The organism is Helicobacter sp. MIT 05-5293 (assembly GCF_000765665.2).
In the GTDB taxonomy this organism is placed as follows: domain Bacteria; phylum Campylobacterota; class Campylobacteria; order Campylobacterales; family Helicobacteraceae; genus Helicobacter_C.
Genome location: NZ_JROZ02000001.1, coordinates 766,778 through 788,951 on the forward strand (window position 1 = coordinate 766,778; position 22,174 = coordinate 788,951).

Annotated in this window: 23 protein-coding genes and 1 tRNA gene; 15 read left to right on the plus strand and 9 right to left on the minus strand. The window is 36.9% G+C overall.

What is annotated here, in order from left to right:
* Positions 1 to 10: 10 nt before the first annotated feature.
* The 5 genes from LS68_RS09780 to LS68_RS03925 all read right to left on the minus strand — a co-directional run bounded on the left by LS68_RS09780 (position 11) and on the right by LS68_RS03925 (position 5,536).
* Positions 11 to 307, minus strand: coding sequence for a type ISP restriction/modification enzyme (locus LS68_RS09780; RefSeq protein WP_034370458.1), 297 nt, complete (start codon positions 305 to 307; stop codon positions 11 to 13).
* Positions 301 to 2,994, minus strand: a complete 2,694-nt coding sequence (locus LS68_RS03910) for a type ISP restriction/modification enzyme (RefSeq protein ID WP_347232416.1) — start codon at positions 2,992 to 2,994, stop codon at positions 301 to 303. Before LS68_RS03910 ends, LS68_RS09780 begins: the two co-directional genes overlap by 7 nt.
* A gap of 191 nt (positions 2,995 to 3,185) precedes the next feature.
* Entirely contained in the window at positions 3,186 to 3,560 is a 375-nt protein-coding gene (locus LS68_RS09960) for a hypothetical protein (RefSeq protein WP_052100351.1), read from the minus strand.
* Between the two features lie 22 nt (positions 3,561 to 3,582).
* Positions 3,583 to 4,326, minus strand: a complete 744-nt coding sequence (locus LS68_RS03920) for an arginyltransferase (protein ID WP_034372511.1) — start codon at positions 4,324 to 4,326, stop codon at positions 3,583 to 3,585.
* A gap of 25 nt (positions 4,327 to 4,351) precedes the next feature.
* The gene (locus LS68_RS03925; RefSeq protein ID WP_034371569.1) at positions 4,352 to 5,536 is read right to left on the minus strand and encodes a murein transglycosylase domain-containing protein; all 1,185 of its coding nucleotides are present in this window, start codon (positions 5,534 to 5,536) and stop codon (positions 4,352 to 4,354) included.
* 147 nt (positions 5,537 to 5,683) lie between these two features.
* Here LS68_RS03925 and LS68_RS03930 point away from each other — a divergent pair, with 147 nt between their 5' ends.
* The 14 genes from LS68_RS03930 (at position 5,684) to nadA (ending at position 17,563) form a co-directional block, all read left to right on the plus strand.
* A complete protein-coding gene (locus tag LS68_RS03930) occupies positions 5,684 to 6,625 on the plus strand; it encodes a radical SAM protein (protein ID WP_034371566.1) in 942 nt (313 codons plus the stop codon).
* 74 nt (positions 6,626 to 6,699) lie between these two features.
* Positions 6,700 to 6,774, plus strand: a tRNA-Asn gene (locus LS68_RS03935).
* A 217-nt stretch (positions 6,775 to 6,991) separates the two neighbouring features.
* Positions 6,992 to 7,753, plus strand: a complete 762-nt coding sequence (locus LS68_RS03940; RefSeq protein ID WP_052100350.1) for a transporter substrate-binding domain-containing protein — start codon at positions 6,992 to 6,994, stop codon at positions 7,751 to 7,753.
* 48 nt (positions 7,754 to 7,801) lie between these two features.
* Complete coding sequence (locus LS68_RS03945) at positions 7,802 to 8,500, plus strand: amino acid ABC transporter permease (RefSeq protein WP_034371563.1); 699 nt, start codon at positions 7,802 to 7,804, stop codon at positions 8,498 to 8,500.
* 5 nt (positions 8,501 to 8,505) lie between these two features.
* Positions 8,506 to 9,237 (plus strand): amino acid ABC transporter ATP-binding protein, encoded by a 732-nt coding sequence (locus LS68_RS03950; protein ID WP_034371559.1) that lies wholly within the window; start codon positions 8,506 to 8,508, stop codon positions 9,235 to 9,237.
* Between the two features lie 114 nt (positions 9,238 to 9,351).
* On the plus strand, positions 9,352 to 9,972 hold the full coding sequence (locus LS68_RS03955; protein WP_034371557.1) for a superoxide dismutase: 621 nt from the start codon (positions 9,352 to 9,354) through the stop codon (positions 9,970 to 9,972).
* A 31-nt stretch (positions 9,973 to 10,003) separates the two neighbouring features.
* Complete coding sequence (gene nadC, locus LS68_RS03960; RefSeq protein WP_034371554.1) at positions 10,004 to 10,837, plus strand: carboxylating nicotinate-nucleotide diphosphorylase; 834 nt, start codon at positions 10,004 to 10,006, stop codon at positions 10,835 to 10,837.
* The gene (locus LS68_RS03965; protein WP_052100348.1) at positions 10,834 to 11,832 is read left to right on the plus strand and encodes a thiamine-phosphate kinase; all 999 of its coding nucleotides are present in this window, start codon (positions 10,834 to 10,836) and stop codon (positions 11,830 to 11,832) included. Before nadC ends, LS68_RS03965 begins: the two co-directional genes overlap by 4 nt.
* A 46-nt stretch (positions 11,833 to 11,878) precedes the next feature.
* Positions 11,879 to 12,535 carry an RdgB/HAM1 family non-canonical purine NTP pyrophosphatase gene (gene rdgB / locus LS68_RS03970; protein WP_034371551.1) on the plus strand — a complete coding sequence of 219 codons (657 nt, stop codon included), beginning with the start codon at positions 11,879 to 11,881 and terminating at the stop codon, positions 12,533 to 12,535.
* Positions 12,536 to 12,598: 63 nt separating this feature from the next.
* Entirely contained in the window at positions 12,599 to 13,264 is a 666-nt protein-coding gene (locus LS68_RS03975) for an OmpA family protein (RefSeq protein ID WP_034371548.1), read from the plus strand.
* Positions 13,265 to 13,315: 51 nt separating this feature from the next.
* Complete coding sequence (locus LS68_RS03980) at positions 13,316 to 15,127, plus strand: hypothetical protein (protein WP_034371545.1); 1,812 nt, start codon at positions 13,316 to 13,318, stop codon at positions 15,125 to 15,127.
* Positions 15,128 to 15,194: 67 nt separating this feature from the next.
* The gene (locus tag LS68_RS03985; RefSeq protein ID WP_034372502.1) at positions 15,195 to 15,743 is read left to right on the plus strand and encodes a queuosine precursor transporter; all 549 of its coding nucleotides are present in this window, start codon (positions 15,195 to 15,197) and stop codon (positions 15,741 to 15,743) included.
* Position 15,744: 1 nt separating this feature from the next.
* Positions 15,745 to 16,527, plus strand: coding sequence for a phosphatidylserine decarboxylase (locus tag LS68_RS03990; RefSeq protein ID WP_138090996.1), 783 nt, complete (start codon positions 15,745 to 15,747; stop codon positions 16,525 to 16,527).
* Between the two features lie 19 nt (positions 16,528 to 16,546).
* Entirely contained in the window at positions 16,547 to 17,563 is a 1,017-nt protein-coding gene (gene nadA, locus LS68_RS03995) for a quinolinate synthase NadA (protein ID WP_034371543.1), read from the plus strand.
* A gap of 161 nt (positions 17,564 to 17,724) precedes the next feature.
* Here the strand turns inward: nadA and tsaD are convergent, their stop codons facing one another.
* Positions 17,725 to 18,765 carry a tRNA (adenosine(37)-N6)-threonylcarbamoyltransferase complex transferase subunit TsaD gene (gene tsaD / locus LS68_RS04000; protein WP_138090999.1) on the minus strand — a complete coding sequence of 347 codons (1,041 nt, stop codon included), beginning with the start codon at positions 18,763 to 18,765 and terminating at the stop codon, positions 17,725 to 17,727.
* A gap of 50 nt (positions 18,766 to 18,815) precedes the next feature.
* Here tsaD and LS68_RS04005 point away from each other — a divergent pair, with 50 nt between their 5' ends.
* Complete coding sequence (locus tag LS68_RS04005; RefSeq protein WP_034371784.1) at positions 18,816 to 19,859, plus strand: agmatine deiminase family protein; 1,044 nt, start codon at positions 18,816 to 18,818, stop codon at positions 19,857 to 19,859.
* Here LS68_RS04005 and LS68_RS04010 read toward each other — a convergent pair.
* Genes LS68_RS04010 through cmoA form a run of 3 tightly spaced genes read right to left on the minus strand, consistent with a single transcriptional unit; the run spans position 19,840 to position 22,168 of the window.
* The gene (locus LS68_RS04010) at positions 19,840 to 20,418 is read right to left on the minus strand and encodes a DJ-1 family glyoxalase III (RefSeq protein WP_241993679.1); all 579 of its coding nucleotides are present in this window, start codon (positions 20,416 to 20,418) and stop codon (positions 19,840 to 19,842) included. The two genes, LS68_RS04005 and LS68_RS04010, sit on opposite strands and share 20 nt — an antisense overlap.
* Positions 20,412 to 21,329, minus strand: a complete 918-nt coding sequence (locus tag LS68_RS04015; protein WP_052100403.1) for a DMT family transporter — start codon at positions 21,327 to 21,329, stop codon at positions 20,412 to 20,414. The genes LS68_RS04010 and LS68_RS04015 overlap by 7 nt, the downstream gene beginning before the upstream one ends.
* 26 nt (positions 21,330 to 21,355) lie before the next feature.
* Entirely contained in the window at positions 21,356 to 22,168 is an 813-nt protein-coding gene (gene cmoA, locus LS68_RS04020; protein ID WP_034371790.1) for a carboxy-S-adenosyl-L-methionine synthase CmoA, read from the minus strand.
* Positions 22,169 to 22,174: the final 6 nt, after the last annotated feature.

Below are 22,174 nucleotides of genomic sequence, written 5' to 3' on the forward strand. Positions count from 1 at the left end.
GATTAAAATCTCAATACAATTTTATTTCAGCAATTTTAGATTCTATTTCCAAGCTCTTATGTAAAGTTTGAATCACTCTCATAAAATACTCAAAGTCTATTTCTTCGCTCTTATGGCTTTTAAGATATTTATCTAAGACTTGATAGCCTCCGATTTTATACTCCCATACTTCTTTTGAGACATTGCAAAAATAGAGAGAATCATTTACAAAAAGTTCTTTGGATTCTGCGTTATAGAAAGATTTTTCAATCTTTAGGTTTTTGTTTTTTATATCTTTATAGAGTGGCTCTCCGATAGAATCTAGCATAAATTCTCCTTAAGATAAAGTGGGAAAACATAACTCCCAGCACCTACCAAATGCAAATCGATAATATTTTGTGTGATAAAGATATTATTGATCTCTTGTAATTTACAGCCTCTATCACAGACTAAGCCTATATTTTGCATGTTTAAGCCTTGAGATAGAGGGGGAATAGGTAGTTCCCCTCTTTGGTTTTGTTGGACATATAGCACATTTCCATTATCGTATGTGTTATGAAGCTGTGAGTGAATGTTTGGCTCGATAGCTGTCGGCAAAGCACTAAACCTATATTGCGATTTGTTCTCATTATATTCTGCTCTCTCTCTCTCTCTCTCTCTTATTGGTGAATTTTGCATTAAATGCACAGCGATAAGCTCTTGTCCCAATGCACTTAGGGCTAGAAAATTTTCTTTGGATTCTACAAAAGGAATCTTTGGGAAATCAATCTTTAAGAAATCAATATATTTTTCGCGATAGTCTTTGTGAAAAAGCACCGCATAAATGTAGCCTAGAATCGCTTCAGGACTGAAATGTTCGTTGTATTTGGAATCGATAAATTCTCTAAATTCTAGTGTGAAGTTTTCTACTCTATGAGATTCTAAATCTTCATTTTTAAGGTAAAGGGGTGAGGCAAAACTACTAGGTGAAACACCACATTTATCTATTATTTCATTTGTAACAAAAGAATGCTGAAAGGTCTTACTTTCTTTTACTTGCCTAGAAACGACAAAACCCTTATTGTCCTCCTGTAAAAAATGCTGCATTATCTGCCCTCTAGGCATAGAATGAAAACCTTTAGATTTACCTGTGTAATAAGTCCAACGCATATCAAAAGGTCGGTAATGAATTTTTACATAATTTTTAGGATTGTTGTTTGTATTTCTTAGTTCTTTTTGGGCGTATTCTATTTTCCAATCTCTTGAATCTTCACCTAAATTAAATTCTTTTCTCGCAGATTCTATATCAAGCTCTAAAAAGCGTGAAATTTTTGCTTTGAATGTAAGTAAAGATTCTTCACTATCAGAATCAGAAATGCAAAAATCATCTCTAGCTGTTGTAACCCCCACACTTGAGATTCTAAATATATCCTTTACACTCCAACCTTTATCGTATTCTTCTCTTAAAGCTTCATTCTGCGGGATAAAGAGATGAAAGGGTGCTTTGGGTGTGAGCGCATTCCAAGTGATAGAATCTAAAACATTTTCATAAAGAAAATTATATTTGTCTTTGCGTTTGCCATAGAGGTCGTAATGATAGACTTGCGCCAATGGTTTTTGTGCGACTAAAGTCGCATCTCCATTATTGGATTCCGAACTTTTTATAAATACATTAATACTCACGCCTTGCATAATATCAAACACATTTTCATCTTTGCTCCCATCCGGGCATAGCTCCTTTTTGCGTGCATTGCCATGCAAATCTAGGATATAGAGTTTATCAAAGGTTTTCAGCAGTGAATAGCGCATTCCACGAAAGGTGGGATTATCTAAAAAGCCATTATTAGAAATAAAGGCAAAGATTCCACTTTGCTGCTCTTTAATTTTCTTTTCGGCAAAGCAGATGAACTTGACATAATCATCAAGTAGCATTTTGGGATTTTTTTCTTTTTCTACCATCTTACCACCATTTTCGTCATTTTTGTAAATTGCCACCGGACCTGGAAACTCTAAAGGCTTTTTGTAGGTATTTTGCACTTCTTTTTCAAACAAGCCTTTGTTTGCACTTGCGCCTGAATATGGGGGATTCCCCGTGATGATAAGAATTGGATTTTCTTTAATCTCTTGCGCTTCCTGCGCTTCTTGAGTGAGTGCAACATTTGTGCTATTTTTAAAAGTTGAGTCCCATTCTTCATGACTTCGCCACTTAAAATAAAGCGTATTAGTCAGTTTGATATTCAAACTTTCATTATCTTTTAGTTCCGCATTAAATTCCTCTTTAAAAGCTTGTGAAAGTCGCAAATGTGCGATAATATAAGGAGCGATAAGAAATTCAAAGCCAAAAAATTGTTTAAGTAGTATTTTAGGGTCGTGATAGGGGCTATTTGTGGGTGGAGATTCTAAAGCCTTGCGAAAAGATTCTAAGAGGAATGTCCCTGTGCCTGTGGCGAAGTCTAAAAGAGTGATGTTATGGTTATCTAAACTCGCTCCTAAGCCCTTTTGCAAACCAAAATCAGCCCTCAATACAGAATCTATGGCATTGATGATAAAGCTCACCACACTTGCAGGAGTATAATACACCCCGCGAATCTCTCGTAATCTTGGGTCGTATTGACTTAAAAATGTCTCATAGAAATGCAAATAAGGGTCTTTATGTGTGTAAGCAGTTGTGTAAGTTCCTATCAAATCTTTTTCGCTCACTTTATTAAGTTCGTGGATAATACTTGTAATATCAATATGATTGATGATATGGATTATTTCTCCTAATAGCCATTTGATAGGATCTAAATCCTCAAGTTGATTGAGAAAATCGCTCATAGCACGAATAAGAGGGAATGATTTAGGGATAAACTTTTTTGCATTATATAAATCAAGCTCTTTGCTATCTGTGTGGTTGAGCCTTGCAAGAAATAAACTATAAGTGAGTGTTTGGGCAAAACTATCGGCAAACTCTTCAAATTTTAACTTATCATAGAGAGATTGTTTGAAGTTATTATATATACCTGAAATGTTTTTATTTTCTTGCGAATCTATCAAAAAACTTTTTAGAATCTGTGTGCGCAGAGCTAGGGCGTTGGCAAACTCTAAAGCGGTGTTAATGGGTTTAGGTGAATGGGTAAGAAAGAGGGTAAAGAGTTCAAGGAGTTCTTTTGCTTTAGATTCTAAAAGTTGCTTATTTTTAAGGGTGGCTTTGATTTGGCTAAGTTCGCAGATTCTAAGCTCTTTTACTATTGCCCCCCCCCCATTTTTCTTATGAGACAGAATCGCAAATAATCAGTGAGCATAAGATTATCACTCAAGCACAGGTATTTTTTAATCTGTTCACTTTGTGCCACAGAATCTAAATCAGCATTCACGCGTTTATTTTCAATATAACCGATACTTAAGCCTTGAGATAAAATCACAAAATCAGGTGCGCCGCGCCCCTCTTTATCGTTGTTTGGCTCTTGTCTGATGCTTAAATCTTTTAAGCCACACTTATTTTGTGTGAGAGTATCTTTGAACGCATTCATTAGATTCTCTAAAGCAGTTCGGTGCGTGTGTTCTTTATCTTGAGGCGAGATAGATTCTATTGCTTTCAGATAGGTTTCTAAAAAATCCATAGTTTTCCTTCTTGCAGTATATTTATTTAAGGCTGTGTTTGTTTATCCCATACATCTCCCAAATAGGGACATCAAAGACATCAGGGATATTTTGCAAGGCTTCAAAGGGTGTGAATCGCTCTTTATAGCCCATACAATAGTGATCCTTTATCCAATAACCCGGATAGAAATATTTGAGGTGATGTTCTTTAGCGATTTGAATCTGCTTTAAAATATTGAGCGTGCCAAGACTATAATGCGCAAATCGATGATCGTAAAAGAAATAAACAGCAGTAATACTATCTTTTAGCACATCGACTAATCCCACGCCGATAAGTTCAGAATCTAAATAGTATAAGAATTCATAGCCAAAGTTTTGATGTCCTTCGACAAACATATCCACATAGGCATCGGGCGTGATTGGATTGTATTCCCAACCTTTCTTATTTTGCATAAAAAGATGATAGCGATTATAAAGGTCGATATGAGCTTGTGAAACGCTTGGTTTTTGCACGCATATTTGGATATTTTCGCTCTTTTTTAGCACTCTTTTATGATTTTTGCTAAAATTAAATTCTTCAATCAAAGTGCGAATCGAGATGCAGTCAATACAACCCTCACACATAGGCGTAAAAAAATAATTCCCAAAGCGTCTCCACCCACGCTCCAAAAGTCCGTAATAAAACTCCACAGAGACATTATGAATAATAAAATAACGAAAACAGCTCTTTTTTGATGCGATATAGCTGCATTGTTTTTCTTCAGAATAAAATTCAATAAGTCTCATCATTATTTTTTACCTTTAATTTTTCTCATTTGATATGCGTGTAGTTTTGCTTATTGGTCGTTACTTTCATCAGATAGCGGCGTCCTTCTTGAGAATCAAGCTTTGTGTGTAAGGTATCGTATATTTTTGAAGGAGAGAGAGCATTGATGCGTGAAATTGCAGTGTTTTTGTCTGCGTGAAAAGTCTTTAAAACAAGTCCTGCTCCGGCATTGTAGGCTGTAATAACGCAATATTCTCGACTTTGGGCATTTTTCACACCCCCCAAATAGCGCGTCAATAATATACTCAAATAAGCCGTGCCGTATTCGATATTTGTCTCGGGATTAAAAAGCATTTCTTTTGTGGGCGTGCCTTTTTTGCCATTAATCAGCTCATAGGCATCTCTTCCTGCAGTGCTTGGGACAATCTGCATCAGACCATAAGCAGGAGCATTGCTCACGGCGTAAGGGTTGAAGTTTGATTCTGTTTGGATAATAGCGAGAATCAATGGGGCAGGGACATTGTATTTTTTGGCATATTTTTGCACGATTGCTTCGTATTTGTTTTCGGCAATGTTTTGGTAGTTTCCGTCCATTTTGACTTCAACATAAGAAATCGTTTGTCCTTTGCTGTCAGAGCGCGTCTTGAGGGCATTTTGCGTGAGATATTGAGCAAATCTTTGCGCTCGCCATTCATAAAGAATATCTTGCCCGTCTTGGTCTTTAATCAAACCCGCAAGAAAAGGCTTACCATCAAATTTTAAATCATCATCAGAATACAAATCAACCTTGCTAGGATCTTGAGGGAGCAAAAGCATATTGACAATGGCTTTTTGTAAGGCTTCAGCAGGATTTTTACTCTCAAGTGTTTCGATACGAATAATCCCACGCACAAAGTCAATGCTTGCTTTGGATTTATAATGATTAGAATAGCGCACATAAGTGCTAGCACTTGGCAAAGCTACATCTTCATTACCCCATTGTTTAGCGACATTGCCACTAAGAGCATTAGTCATTTTATTGTATTCTTGTTTGACTTTCTGAATCTCTTTTAGTAATGCTTTTTGGTCTGTGCCATAAGTCCTAATGCGTTCGCCTGCAATTTGCTTCATTGCCATTGTAGGGTCATCGACAATTGAAATATGAGTATTGTTGTTGAGCGTGGAGCAGCCGCTAATGATGCCCACGAAAGATATTGCAAAGATAGAAGATAGAAATTTTGTATCTGCCACAATCAAGCCTTATTCATTTGAGAGAATCTATAAAAGGCAATATTGTATCACAAAAAACAAAGTGCTTAGTAAAATATGTTATACTAAAAATGCCTAAGATTTGGGCGTGAAGTTTATATAATAATGAAAATAATTTAAGGGTAAATAATGGATATTGTCTTTGGTCCCGTGTATTCTCGGCGATTTGGTCGCTCTCTTGGTGTGGATTTGTCGCCAAGTGTGAAGCAGTGTAATTTTGATTGTGTGTATTGTGAATTGCAAAGGGCAAAAAGCATAGAATCTATGAAAGAAATCATTGCTGTGCAAGATATTATTGATGCGGTTAAGAAGGCTATTGAAACCTATCAAAATAACTTTGATGTTTTGACGATTACTGCTAATGGCGAACCCACGCTTTACCCGCACCTTAGGATATTAGTTCAACAGATTCGCACTTTTTTGCCTGATCCTATCAAACTAATGATTCTTACAAATGGCTCACTTTTATGGAGAAAAGATATTCAAGAAACGCTTCAACTTTTTGATGTCGTCAAATGCTCTTTTGATGCGTTTAATGCTAAATCTTTCAAGCAAGTTGATAGACCACATAAAAGTCTTGAATTAGAATCTATCAAACAAGGGATTAAGACATTTGCTCAAAAGTTTAAAGGCGAATTGATGGCGGAGGTTTTATTTGTCAAGGGTATTAATGACACTCCTGAAGAGGCTCAAGCCATTGCAGAATTTCTCTCACAGCTTCCCATTAAACGCGTTGATATAGGGAGCATTGATCGCCCTCCTGCCTATCCTGTAGAATCTGTCGATGAAGAGACTTTGCAGCAACTTGCTCAATACTTTGATCACTATCCTCATTTGTGTATCAATCTTCCCAAACGTTTAGCACAAAGTCAAAATGAGCAAGATTCTGATGAAAAGAAAAATTTATCAAAAGATTCTTTATTGGGATTGATTAAACGCCGCCCACTAAGTGTTAATGATGCTTTGGCGATGTTTGACAGACAAACTTTAGCACTTATTGATGAGCTTTGCCAAAAACAAGAGATTTCTATCTGTATGCAAGGTGATGTAGCCTTTTATATGACAATATAGATTCAGAATCTAACACTTTTTCTCTTGACTTATGGACGATTTTTCTCTATAATGCGATTTCTTTTTTAGCATATTCCGGATTAGCTCAGCGGTAGAGTAGGTGGCTGTTAACCACTTGGTCGCAGGTTCGAATCCTGCATCCGGAGCCATAAAGTGTATAAATTACACTTAAACTTCCTAAAAATCTATCTACAAATTATCAAATATCTTAATTTGTCTCTCCTCCTTGATTATATTTGCCTCTGCTTTTTTAGAGGCAAAATTAGTATTTGATAGATAAAAAATAAATATTTTACGATATATTTTTACTTTAAATATTTTCTAACATTTTGTTTTAAAAAATAGAGAAGAGTTTGGAGGAAAATAATGTTTCAAAGAATCTTGTGCGGGATAAGTATCATTTTGTGTATTGCGTATGCGGACTTTAAAACTCCTATCGAAGTAGGCACATCAAATTCTTACCGACCTTTTGCGTATATTGATGAGCAAGATAAAGCTGCAGGATATGATGTCGATGTGCTTAGACTTTTATCACAATATGACAAAAGATTGGTTTTTCATTTTAACCCACAAGCTTGGAATGCTCTTTTTGTAGGGCTTGATGCAGGAAAATATCAAATGTTAGCCTATCAAATCAACAAAACTAAAGAGCGTGAAGAAAAATACATTTTCTCGGATATACCTTATTTTTATGGCGCAAGTGTGCTAGTTGTGCGAGAGGATTCTCGTATTCAACACATTGACGAGCTAAAAGGTAAGAAAATCGGTGTGGGGCTAGGAGATAGTCATGCTTTTAACCTTGAAAAATATCTTGATAAACATTCTGATTTAAACATTAAAATCGTGTATTACAAAAATTCACCCCCTCAAATTGCGGATTTGGCAAATGGGCGAATCGATGCGATTATTGATGATCCTATTGCGATTGTCGATACTGCAAAGGCTTTGAATGTGAATCTTAAAGCGACAGATTTTGTTTTAGAAAAAACACCCGTGTTTTTTATTTTTCCAAAGACACAAAAAGAGCTTAAAGATGCCCTTTCTCAAGCATTACAAAAAGCCCACAAAGATGGTCAGTTAAAGGCATTATCAATCAAATATTTTGGTAAAGATTACACGCAAGATTAGTGATTAAAGATTCTAAAATGAGATTTGTGTGCTATTACAAGGGTGATAATGTTTGATTTATCTTATTTTCTTGATACATTTTTTAAGCTTTTGCCTGCTGTCCCTATGACTTTTTTTATCTCTATTTTTTCATTTGTCGTGGGTTGTATTTGGGGGTTTTTCTTTGCCCTTGTGAGAATCTATAAAATCCCTATTCTTAATCAATGTATTGTGATTTATGTTTCTTTTTTTCGTGGGACACCGCTTTTAGTGCAACTTTTTATGTTTTATTATGGGATTCCCATTTTGCTAAGATCTTTAGATTTTGATATGGATTTTAGCGCAATTGATGCGATTTATTATGCCTTGGTGATTTTTTCTCTTCATGCAAGTGCTTATCTCACAGAAATCTTCCGTTCAAGTATTCTTGCTGTGGATAAGGGGCAAATTGAAGCCGCATATAGTGTGGGTATGAGCACAAGACAGGCTTTTATACGCATTATTTTACCACAAGCTTTAATGATTACCTTGCCTAATTTGGCGAATTTTTTTATCTTGCAAGTCAAAAATACTTCTTTGGCTTCAGTGATAACAGTGCCCGAATTAATGGGCTTAGCAGATATAGAATCTGGCAGAAGCTCAAAATTTTTAGAAGTTTATTTTATGGCAGCATTAATGTATTGGGGTGTTTGTGCGTTGCTTGAATATGTATTTTTCAGATTCGAAAAACGATGGAAACATTTTAGGAAAAGCTATGCGGAAGGATAAATGCAATGGTTGAGCTGAAAAATGTCAATAAGACATTTGCACAACATCATATTCTTAAAAATATTCATCTTCATATTAAAGAAGGTGAGATTATAGCGATCATTGGTCCAAGCGGTGCAGGCAAAAGCACCTTGTTGCGCTGTATTAATTTGCTTGAGCGACCTCAAAGTGGCAGTATAAGGATTGATAATGTGAGTTTAGATTATGCTTCTTTTTCACAAAAAGCCATGCTTGACTTGAGGCGTAAAAGCACAATGGTTTTTCAACATTATAATCTTTTTGTCAATAAAAATGTTTTGCAAAACATTACCGAAGCTTTGATTGTCGTGAAAAAGATACCCAAAAAACAAGCAGAAGAGATTGCTTTTAATGTGTTGGAAAAGGTTGGCTTACGCGATAAAGCCTCATCTTATCCTTATCAGCTTAGCGGTGGGCAACAACAAAGAGTAGGGATTGCAAGGGCTTTGGCGATTGATAGCACTTTGATTTTGTTTGATGAGCCTACATCTGCCTTAGATCCCGAACTTGTCGGTGAAGTGCTAGAAACAATCAAAAAGATTCACAATAAGACGATGATTATCGTTACCCACGAGCTTTCCTTTGCAAGGAGTATTGCTCAACGCATTGTGTTTATGACACAAGGGGAAATTTTAGAAGAAAATCCGCCAGAGATATTTTTCACACAACCAATTCACCAAAGGACAAAAGATTTCTTGCAAAGTCTTCACGCTTATTAGAAACTTTTAGATTCTCATTTTAATTTAAGAATACACATAATAGAAGGTTAAAAGATTTTTATTATAATGGCAAAGCTTTTTAAGCAATAAAAAACAACTTTTAAGGAGATAAAAATGTTTCAATTACGTGAGTTACCTTACAATAAAAATGAGTTTAGCGGCTTTCTTAGTGAGGAAGCATTCGAATATCACTATGGCAAACATCATCAAACCTATGTCAATAATCTCAATAACCTTATCAAGGGGACAGAATTTGAAAATGCCACATTAGGCGAGATTATTCTTAAGTCAAAAGGCGGCATCTTTAATAATGCAGCTCAAGTTTATAATCACAATTTCTATTGGGATTGTATAAGCCCTAAGGAGACAAAACTATCAGATGAATTATCAAATGCAATAAATGCAGCATTTGGATCTTTGGAAGCTTTTAAAGAAGCGTTTATTACTTCAAGCACAACACTTTTTGGTTCAGGGTGGAATTGGCTTGTGTATGATGTCAAAAATAAAAAGCTTGAAATTGTCCAAACGAGCAATGCGGCGACACCTGCGACAGAATCTAAAGTGCCACTTTTGGTTGTAGATGTATGGGAACATGCTTATTATATCGATCATCGTAATGCACGCCCAGCTTATCTTGAAGCATTTTGGAAACACATTAATTGGAATTTTGTTTCTGAAGCTTATGAATGGGCGGTTAAAGAGGGTATTAACTCTTTTCATTTCTATACAAAATAATAAAAGTATATCAGAGGGCAAAAGGAAAGCTATGAATCACTATCGTATAAAGATGTTTTTAGAACAGGCTTTGCAAGAAGATTTAGGGCGAGGTGATTTATACGAACTTTTTGCTACTGATAGGCAGACAAAAGCGCATATTATCGCCAAAGATTCGGGTATATTTTCCGGAGAGCAATATATGCAAATCCTTTTAGAATCTTTTTCGATTCAGATTCTAAGCTCAAAATCCGATGGAGAAGCATTTGTCAAAGGCGATGTTTTATGCGTGATAGAGGGCAGTTATATTGCTATTTTGCAAATTGAACGCGTGCTTTTAAATATTCTTGCGCATAGTAGCGGTATCGCTACACTTTGTTCTCAATATGTTTCACTCCTTAAACATTTGCCTATGCCTATCAAGCTCCTTGATACTCGCAAAACGCGTCCTTTACTAAGGGAGCTTGAAAAATATTCTGTGCGTAATGGTGGGGCTTTTAATCATCGTTTTGGACTTGATGATGGCTTGATGCTGAAAGATACTCATTTAAAGCATATTAGCAATCTTCAAGAGATAATTAGCAAAGCAAGGTCAAGATTGCCATTTATGTCTCAAATAGAGGTTGAGTGTGAGAATCTTGAGCAAGTCAAAGAGGCTATAAATGCCGGTGCAGATATTGTTATGTGTGATAATATGACGCCTTCAGAAGTTAAAGAAGTTGTGCAATATCGCAATCTCCACGCTCCACATATTTTACTTGAAGCAAGCGGCAATATCACACTTGCAAATATTGTCGATTATGCTCATACCGGTGTCGATGCAATCAGCGTAGGAGCGTTGATCCACCAAGCTCAATGGGTCGATATTAGTATGAAAATACTATGACAAACACAAGAAAAATAATCACTTCTCGCCATTTTCCACAATTCGATAGAGAATCATTTTTTATTAAAAAACTTATAGAATCTGGCATTACGCAAGGTATAGGTGATGATTGTTGTATCCTTGATTCTCCTCCTTTGTCCCTTAAAATGCGCCATAAAGGGCATATTAAAGCCCCTTTTAAAAATTTTGTCTTGGGTATGGATAGTTTTTGTGAAGGGGTGCATTTCCTTTCATCATGGTTTGCGCCGCAAGATCTTGCTTATAAGGCTTTTTTAGTCAATTATTCAGATTTAATTGCGATGAATGCCACTCCCAAATACGCGATGCTAAGTGTTTGTTTGCCTAAAAAATGGTCTCAAAGCGATGTGTCTGATTTTGTCAAAGGTATCAAAAAGTTTGCTATAAAACATTCTGTTCGCATTATTGGCGGCGATACGATTAGCTCTGATAGATTGCAGATTCACATTACAATGCTAGGCATAGCATCAAGAAAAATCCTCTATCGTGATAGAATCCAAAAGGGCAGTGTGCTTTATTATACGCAAGATCGTTATCCCTCTCAAACAATTATTCAAACTGCAAAAACCTTGCGAGGTTTGCTTTTAAACCACTCAAAAGATTCACAAAAATCTCCGCATATGATGAAAACTAGCCCTAAAGGGAGGTTTTTATTGCCTATTATTCGTGAGGGATTTATCAAAGATTGTAGTCGGTTTATAAGGGCAGGAATGGATATTTCTGATGGTATTTATAGTGAGCTTTCGCACCTATCACAGCTCAATTTTCTTAAATTCACTCCTCAAGACAGAATCTCGACATCGCCTTATTATCGTTTAATGTATAATAGCGGTGAAGTGTATGAGATGCTCCTTGCTATTTCTCCAAGAGATCATTTGCGTCTTAAGCGTCTTAGTCAAAAACACAGAATCTCTGTCGTCAGATTAGGTGCATTAATGCGCGGCAAGATGCGTTTAAAGGCGCGAAGGTGGCATTAGATTCTATAAATCTGCTACAAATTGACACCAATACAAAGGAAAAGCTATGAATATTATTTTAGCGACTACAAACGCCCACAAAATGCGCGAAATCGAAGCGATATTAGATTCATTCACACTCTATCGTTTCAGCGATTTTATATCGCCTTTTGAGATTGAAGAAAATGGCACAAGCTTTGCGCAAAATGCACTCATTAAGGCACAAGCGATTAATGATGCTCTTCAAAGAGCCGTATGCCCCAAACCTTATCTTGTGCTTGCCGAAGATAGTGGGATATGTGTGGAAGCCCTCAATGGGGAGCCGGGTATTTATAGTGCGCGTTATGCTCATTATAAGCATTTTCATCAGAATCTAGCTGTAAAAAGTATAAAAAATAGCACTGATAAAGAGAATCTACAATGTGTGATTACGATGCTTCAAGATAAAAAGTTAGAATCCTCTAAAGCTCATTTTGTCGCTAATGTAGCTTTGGTGGGAGAAGGTGTATCGCAACATTTTGAGGGTATTTTGGAGGGATATGTGATTACAACACCAAAAGGTGTCCAAGGATTCGGATATGATCCGATTTTTATCCCTATACAAGACAATCCTCAATCTCTCACATTAGCAGAATTCTCTCCTCAAAAAAAGAATCTTATCTCCCATAGGCGCAAGGCGTTAGAAAAATGTCAAGAATATCTACAAGGTTTATATTCTCTTTAAAGATAAATAAAAAAAATCTTTGATAGAATCTTGGTTTTAATTTCCCCTTATAAAGGACATAGTATGACGACAAAAATGTTTTCTAGAATTTCATTAGTTGCTTGTGGGGCGTTACTAATGGCTGCTTGCACGACAAATCCTTACACAGGTGAATCTCAATTAAGCAAAACAGCTATTGGAGCTGTAGGTGCTGGAGCTATCGGGGCAGGTATTGGGGCTTTGGTCAGTAAAAATAATCGTGCTAAAGGAGCAGCTATCGGAGCAGGTATTGGAGCAGTTGCTGGCGGAAGTGTCGGGGCTTATATGGATATTCAGGATAAAAAACTTCGTGAAGAGCTTAAAGGCACGGGTGTAAGCGTTACGAAAAATGGTGATGAAATTATCCTTAATATGCCCGGAGATATTACCTTTAAGAGCGGGAGTGCAGATTTGAGTTCGGATTTCCATGCAGTGCTTAATTCGGTCGCAAAAGTTTTGAATAAGTATGAAAAAACTATTGTTACCGTTGTAGGATATACGGACAACACAGGATCTGCAAAGACAAATCTTACTCTCTCACAACAACGAGCAAACACCGTTGCGCAATATCTTATTGGACAAAAAGTAAAATCCGAACGATTTGTAATTGAAGGGTTGGGTGCGACACAATTTATTGCTCCAAATACTACTGCAGAAGGTCGAGCGCAAAATAGACGCGTAGAGATTTCTTTAAATGCGATTACCAAATAAATCTTTTTACAATAAATTCAGATTCAATCATTAGAGTCTGGATAGATAAAAATGAAATATCTCAATCTTAGTTTTTTTATTACTGCTATTCTTCTTATTCTTATCGTTGGTTTTTTTCCTCATTGGTGTATTTTATTGTTTGTCGCTCTTATTTTATTGTTTGTCGCTCTTTACACACAAGTGTATCAAATCATCAAAATACGCAAACAAGCTACTATCAAAGCATATTATAAGGAAAATTCTTTTTTGCATCGTTACTTTGGACACTTTACATTAAGTAAGCTTATTGCCATCGTTGTAGCTTTTTGTGGGTCTGTTTCATTGTTTTTTATACTGATGTTTCCAAGTGGTAGTGATATTTTGATTCTGTGTTTGCTTGTGCCTATTAGTATTTATAGTTATTATCTCATTAGAAAGCTTTGCATTGCAAATCTTGCTATTGACTTTGCTCCGTTTTTGGCAAAAAAATATACGGCGGCTTTTTGTGCATTATGCGCTTGTATCGCAAGTATATGCCTTGCAACACAGATTCCAGCTTTGGAGCTAAAAACACATTACGAAGCGTTAGTGCAGCAATCCAATATAACACAAATGACTTGCACTTTTTGGAAAGAAAGCTTTGGTTTTGTGTTGCTTAAAAAAGCGATTCTTGATGTTTTGCGTAGCAGTATTGGGGATCGTTATTTGACTTTTGCACTTGATTTGCTTTATGCCTTAGGGAATTTTGCTTGTTTTGTTAGCTTTTCGCTCTTGTGTCTAAGTGGTGTCAAGACATCAATATCCCCTACAGAATCTCAAGAAGCCAAAGCAAACACATCAGATTCTCATTATTCTAAGATTCCAATTTTGAGAATCTTTACTATGCCGAGTTTTTTTGGCACTTTATTCTTTCTGATTTTTCTTTATATCGCGTTTAATATCAGTATCCACCTCCAACCTCTTGCCAAAACAACGCTTAAACCCCACGCCTTAATCAGCTCACAGCTTGTCGATAAAGGTGCGCAATATATTGAAATAAGCGTGCAGGGCATTCATTCTTTTATCGATACCAAAGATTTACCTGCCTTGCAGACCAAAATCAAAAATCATTTGTTGGATTTTCAAAATGAGCTTGATAATATGAGTGATGAAAGCATTGATACTTATCTTGCAAAAAAAGAAATGATTATTGATGCGTATAGTCGGTGGTATTTTAGCATTTATGGGGAATACACAAGACTTTTTTATAATGCATTGGGCAAAGGTGAAGAATACGCACAAGAGCAATTCATTTTTTTGCTTAAAACCTACACGCCTTATGATTTGCAAGAGCATCTTAATGGTCTATACGACACGCATTTGCAAGATCTTAAGAAAAAAATGCAGCAAACCTTTGAACTTTTTTCTTATCAAAAAACCAAAGAAGGTGCTAAAATCACTCAAAATACGAATCTTGATGTGTTTAATCAATCCCTTGATTTGCTTTCTCCAAGAGCAACTGATGGAATTTCCGCACTTTTAAGCATCAGCGTAGGGGGCGTGATGATATTAAAGGCTTCGGGCAAGGCAATTGCCAAAAGTGGGGGCAAATTATTAGGTAAAACCGCCCTTAAAAAGGGGACTTCTACCGCTGTGGGGGCAGGGGGTGCTTTATTATGCGGGGCATTTGCGCCATTATGTGCAATTGGATTCTTTGTAGCAACTGATGTCGTGATTAATAGCGTTGATGAAGCACTTAACGAAGATACATTTAAGGCGAAAATGAGAGAAGGTTTTGACTTATGGGAAATTCAGCTAAAAAACAGCTTGAAACAATATAATGCACAACTCTCAAGCCAGATTCTTGAATCAATCCCATTGTATGAATCCGAACATAAGGAGTGATAAAATTGGAATCTAAAATATTATTAAGGAGTTATTTGTGAGTCTCAAACCACAGCAATATCATAAAATGAGAAAAAGTGTCTTTTTACTCAGCGCATTTTCATTTGCTATTATTGTCGTGCTTGCTAATTATACCGTGCAATATCATATTTTTGATTCACCGCTGACTTATGGGGCTTTAACTTATCCCTTAAGTTTTTTGCTCATGGATATTTTAAGTGAAAAATATTCAAAAGCGCAAGTGTTGAAAACCTTATGGTTAGGTTTATTGCTTGCTTTTATCCCTTCACTTTATGCGAGTGATCCACGCATTGCTCTTGCAAGCGTGTGTGCATTTTTTGTCTCTCAAAATGTCGATGTTCATTTGTTTTTTTATCTTAAAAATAGATTTCCCGCGTTGTGGTGGCTACGAAATAATGCTAGCACGATTGCTTCACAATTCATTGATACAATGATATTCTTTCACATTGCATTTTTGTTTGTGTATCCGTGGGAAAAGGTATTACTAATGGTGCTTTTTGATTTTGCAATGAAAATCTTTTTAGCCCTTTTGGATACGCCATTTTTCTATGCCTTAGCAATTCGCGGGCAAAATTCTTTACAAAAGCGAGTTTAAAATGTTTTATTCTAATCGTATTTCACGACTATTTGGTCGATTTGCTTCACATCAATTTTGCACACCTATCCAACATTTTATCAATCGTGTGTATGTGAAAATTTTCAAAATTGATTTAGAAGAGTTTGCCCCTATATCGAGTTACTCTTCGCTCAACGCGCTTTTTACACGCTCACTACAAAAACCCCGTGCCATAGATACTAATCCTAACGCGCTCATCGCACCTACAGATTCTCTAATCACACAAATGGGCAAGACAGAGCAAAAAACCGCACTGCAAATCAAAGGAATGAGCTACTCTATTGAAGAGCTTTTAGGACAAAAACTTGATAAGGATTTGCATTATATTAATTTTTATCTTTCTCCTAGAGATTATCATCGTTTTCACGCACCCTGTGATATGGAGATTCAAGAAGTGCGTTATTTTGGTGGAGAGCTTTTAGCTGTCAATATGCCCTCACTCAACAAAAATCACGATTTATTTGTGCGAAATGAGCGTGTAGTCGTAGTCGCAAAAACACAGAATCAATGGCTGTATTTTGTCGCTGTCGGTGCGCTTAATGTGGGAAGTATTGTTTTGCATTTTGATTCTAAAATCCACACTAATGCGGGTATGCAAAACATTACTTATGATTATCGAACACCTGTTATAATACGCAAAGGCGAAGAATTAGGAATGTTTCAAATGGGTTCTACCGTTGTTTTGGCGATGGAACAAGCAGAATTTAATATCCAAATGGGTGATAAAGTCCGATACGCACAAAACATAGGGACATATTCATAATTCCCAAAAAGGAAATGCTATGCAAGATAAGATGCTTACTCACCAAATTACCGAGTTATTACATAAGCTTGATGCCCTCTTGGTCGCGCATTTTTATCAAAAAGATGAAATTGTCGCTCTTGCAGACTTGTGCGGAGACAGCTTAGAGCTTTCGCGTAAAGCTTCACAGAGTGATAAAAATCTTATCGTCTTTTGTGGTGTAGCTTTTATGGGACAAAGTGTGAAAGTGCTCGCGCCACAAAAACGCGTGATTATGCCGCGTTTAGCATGTTGTTCTATGGCTCGAATGATAGATTCGGATTATTTTGATGAAAGCATTAAGATTTTAGAATCTTATGGTTTAAGTCGTGAGGAGATTTTTCCTATCACTTATATCAATTCCAATGTCGATGTGAAAGCCAAAGTCGCCCAAATGGGCGGACTTGTATGCACAAGCGCAAATGCAAAGAAGATATTTGACTTTGCCAAAGCACAAGGTAAAAAGATATTCTTTCTTCCCGATCGTTGCTTGGGAGAAAATCTCGCTCGAGCTGATGGCAAAAGCTCATCGTTATTAGGCAGAGATGAACCTCAAAAGGTGCTTTCTTCTGATGTGATATGTTATGATGGATTCTGTTCTGTTCATCAGCTTTTCACGCCTAATGATGTGAGATTCTATCGTTCAAAATTTAAAGATATTAAAATCGTTGTTCACCCCGAATGTGATCCAAATGTCGTAGAAATGGCGGATTTTGTCGGTTCTACAAGCCAAATTATCCATTATGTGCGCAGTCTCCCCTTAGAGCAAAAAGTCGCCGTAGGCACGGAATTTAATCTTGTCAATCGTTTGCGCCCTAAAAATGGAGATGAGCAAACGACTTTTGTCTTAAGCGCGAGTAAGCCACAATGCCCCACAATGAATGAGACGACCCTGCAAGATTTGCTTGATGTGTTGCGTGCGTATGAAGATAATAAACCAATCAACGAGGTTTTTTTAGATGCAGAGATTCAAAAATGGGCAAAAATCGCACTGGATCGAATGCTAGAACTCTCTTAACCTTACATTTCTGTATAAATTTTACACAATATCGTTTTTTTTTTTTTTTGATTCTGATAAAAATTTTAGGTTATTTTAACTAAAGAATACAAGATAATTTTTTTGGAGTTAATTTTATATATAAGGTATGATAAACCTTAATTACTAGATAAGTTTTAGATTCACACAAAATCACCCGATAAGCTTTTGGGTGCGACTTGCGCCTCACTTAGAGGCGTAAAATTTTTACATTTATAATCTTCTATTGCCGCTCGTCCAATCATCGCTGCATTATCGGAGCAAAACTCAAGTGGCGCAAGAAGTAGTTTTTTATCATATTGCTGACATAGAGATTCTATCTCTTGGCGCAATCTTAGATTTGCACTTGCTCCTCCTACAATTGCAAAAAATTTGATTTCTTGCGCTGAAGGTGTTTGAAAATACATTTTGCACCGCTGAAGTATATGCGCACAAGCACTTTGCTCAAACCCTGCACAAATACTTTCGAGATTCTCTTGTTGGAGTGGAGAATCTTTAGAATCCTCTATAATAGCTAGTCTTACAGCATTTTTTAAGCCCGAAAAACTAAAGGCAAGTTGCTTGCTTTGAGCAAGTGGCACGGGGAATTGATGCGGGGTGCGATGTGTTTTGGTAAAATTCTGTGCCATTTCTTGGACAATAGGACCTCCGGGATAACCCAAATGGAGATTCTTAGCGACTTTATCGAAACTTTCCCCAAAGCTATCATCAAGACTTTGTGCAATGATAGCAATACGCGTTTGGGAGTGCGCTTGGAGAATCTGCGTGTGTCCGCCTGATACAAGTAAAATCCCTAAAGGAAAAATCGGGGTAGGATTATTGATAAAAAGTGAATAAATATGCCCTCTAAGATGATTGATGCAGATAAGTGGAAGATGCAAGGCAAGAGCTAAAGTTTTTGCCATCATCATTCCCTCAATGAGCGTAACGCTTAAGCCCGGGCGTGAAGTAACAGCAATAGCTTTAAGACAAGAGAAGTCGTTGTTTAAAAATATTTTAAGCTTTGAGAGAATCTCGGGTAATCTTTCTGCATGAAGTCTTGAGGCTATTTCTGGCACAACTCCACCATAGCGGCTATGTTCTTGATCTTGAGAAAGTTTAATGTGATATACTAGCTTTGCGTCCGCAATACGAGTGAGAGCAAGGGAGCTATCATCACAGCTTGATTCAATGCTCAAAATCATCAGAATCCTTTTTAATAATATGCTAGAATTATACAAAATAAAGGATAAATATGAGACATTTGAAAGCAGAGTGGGAGGAGCAAAAGGCTATCTTGATGGCTTTCCCTCATCAAAATAGTGATTGGTCGGAGCATTTGGAGGACGCAAGAGAATGCTTTTGTGAGATTATTAAAAATATTTTGAGCTTTGAATCTGTGCTTTTATGTGTGGATACAAGGGATAAAGAGGGTTGGGAAATATTACATTCACGCTTTGCCCAAGAGATTGCAAACAAGCATCTAATCCTTGCTTCAATCCCCACAAATGACACATGGGCAAGGGATTTTGGAGGAATTACTATCGAAGAAGACCAGCAATTAAAGATTCTTGATTTTGGTTTTAATGGTTGGGGACTAAAATATCCTGCAAATTTTGATAATCAAATCACACAGAATCTCGCCTCCCTTGCGAAAGAAATCCCAGAAATTGCAGCGATTATTACACCTGATAAGATTCTTAAAGTAGATATGGTGCTTGAAGGGGGCAGCATTGATAGTAATGGTGCAGGCGTGCTTTTGACCAATACACAATGTCTTTTAGAATCTAACCGCAATCCTCACCTTACACAAGAGCAGATTCACCATAAGCTTAAAAGTTTGTTTGGTGTGAAGGAGATTTTGTGGCTGCATTATGGTTTTTTAGCGGGAGATGATACAGATAGTCATATCGATACGCTTGCACGATTTATTGCACCAGATAAAATCGCCTATATGAAATGTGAAGATTCTCATGATGAGCATTTTAAGGAATTGCGACAAATGGAGAAGGAATTGCAATCACTTCGGCAGAGTAATGGCAAACCTTATGAGCTTATCGCTCTTCCTTTTCCTCAAGCGATTTATGATGAGAATCAAGAACGATTGCCAGCAAGCTATGTGAATTTTTTATTTGTCAATGGAGGTTTGCTCGTGCCAACCTATAATGACGCCAATGATGCTAGAGTGCTAGAAACTTTGCGTGCGGCATTGCCTAATCACCGAGTGGTAGGCATTGATTGTCGCACTTTGATTCTGTGGCATGGGAGTTTGCATTGTATCACGATGCAAATGTATTAGGATAAGATTGAGCAAGGGGTATTTGCATACCTTCCCATAATGCCTGCGCTTTTTGTGCGCCACAAAGTTCTTTAATAATCTCTAGGGCAAACAATATTCCCGTGGCAGGACCAGCAGAAGTGATGAGATTTTCATTTTTGACAACAGCTACTTCAAGCCTATGAGCTTTGATGTTTTCCTCACAGCCCGGATAGCAGGTAAAATCTCCCTTTAGCACACCTGCTTTATTTAGCACGATGGGAGAGGCGCAAATCGCACATACGAGAGATTTTTGAGAATCAAGTGTTTGAATAATCTCAATGATTTTTGATGATGCAGCGAGATTCTGCATTCCTTCAAGTCCTCCAGCAAGGACAATAGCCCCTAAAGATGATATATCAACTTCTGATAATACCATATCAGCTTGGATAAAAATCTGATGCCCACCTCTCACTAATTTTTGAGAATCTAAACTTGCTACAATCACATTAAGCCCAGCTCTCCTTAGTGTATCGATGATCGAAACAAGCTCTATTTCTTCAAACCCTTGTGCTATGGGGACTAAAATATTTTTCATAATAACTCCTTTTTGAAAAATTTAAAATGATGAGATTGATAAAGGCTGATAAAATATATCGCAATAATCGCTCCTGTGCCACCGATAAGCGTCTGCCATTGGGGAATCTCACCCAAAATAACAAAACTAAAAAACAACGCACTAAGAGGCGTAATAAGCGTAAAACTCGCACCTTGATTGATTCCAAGCACACTCACACCCTTGTAAAAAATACTTGTGCCAATGGCAGTAGATAAAACAGCTATGATAAATAAATCTAGCCAAAAATCAGCCTTGACCTCAAGTAAAATACTCATATCTTGTATGAAAATAACAGGAAAAAACCATAATGCGCTTAAGAGTGAAGTGTAGAAATTTAATACAATAGGGTGGAGATGCTCTGAAAGATGGCGAGAGATAATTGTGAGTATCGCCCAACTTGTAGCAGCTGCGACAAAAAAGAGATTAAAAGGTGAAAAAAGTGTCTCAAAACTGCTTGCTTGGAGTAAGAATCCGCCTAAAATTAAACCAATCAAAAGTCCGATTTTTTCTCTCCCTAATAAATGTGTTTTGTAATAAATCGCCGCAAAAAGTGCCGTAAGGATAGGGGAGAGTGTTACCGTGATTACACCTGCCTTGCCTGCAAAACCAAACCCCAAGCCCACAAAAAAGAAAAGCGAATATAAGGCATTAAAAAGTGAAACGCTTACAAACATTTTGAGTGTATTTTTGGGAATCTTAAATGAAAGTTTGAGGAATAAAATCACAGGAATAAAGGTAATACTTACCGCCGCAAAACGCAAAAAAGCGATGAGATAAGGTGAGGCTTGTTGCGTGAGGAGTTTGGAAAAAGGCCATGACATTCCCCAAAAAATCATTGCGACAAACATTAAAACAGACCATAATATGCGTTGTGATGTATCATTATTAGCCATTCATCAAATCCCTCATGAAAAGCATATTATTTTTTGGCGATGATTGTGCCAAAATTCACCCATTTAAAAAGCACTTCGATACCTTCAAATCCCGTTTGTTTGAGTAAAGCCATATTTTCTTCAAGACTAAAAGGCACTAATACATTTTCTAATGCCTCGCGTTTTTTGCTGATTTCAGTCTGACTATACCCGCCTTGCTCACTTTTATAGCGTAAATATCGCTCTATCATTTGATGGTCAAGGATTCTGTGATGAGAAATCATTTTTTCACTGATGATGAGAATCCCACCATTTCTCAAAGAATGATAAATCTTTTGCAACAATGCGGCGCGTTGCATCGGACGGATAAATTGTAAAATATAATTTGCTATCACAACTTGCGAAGGTAAGAAATTATACTCAAGTAAATCCGCGCATACAAAATCAATCTTTGCCTCATAGGCTTGTGCTTTGAGTGAGGCTTTATCAACCATTGCTTGAGAATTGTCAATCCCTATAAAACGCGTGTGCAAGGGTAGAGTTTGAGAGAGGGCTAAAAGTGTCGTGCCAGTCGAGCTTCCCAAATCATAAATAAGCGGAGAATTGGAAGAGTCTAAAGATTGAGAATCTTGCGAAGTTTGCGAGTTATTTGTGTGAGATTCTGCAGACTCTGTAACATCTAAGTGTTGGGATTCTCTGTGTGGTGTTTGGAGATTATAAGAGCAAAAATCTACAATAAGTCCCAATACTTCTTTATAGTGTGGGATTGAACGCTCAAGCATATCATCAAATACACTTGCGACTTGCGCATCAAATTCAAATTGCTTGCTGACATCTTGTGTGAAGATTCTATCTTTCATATTTTA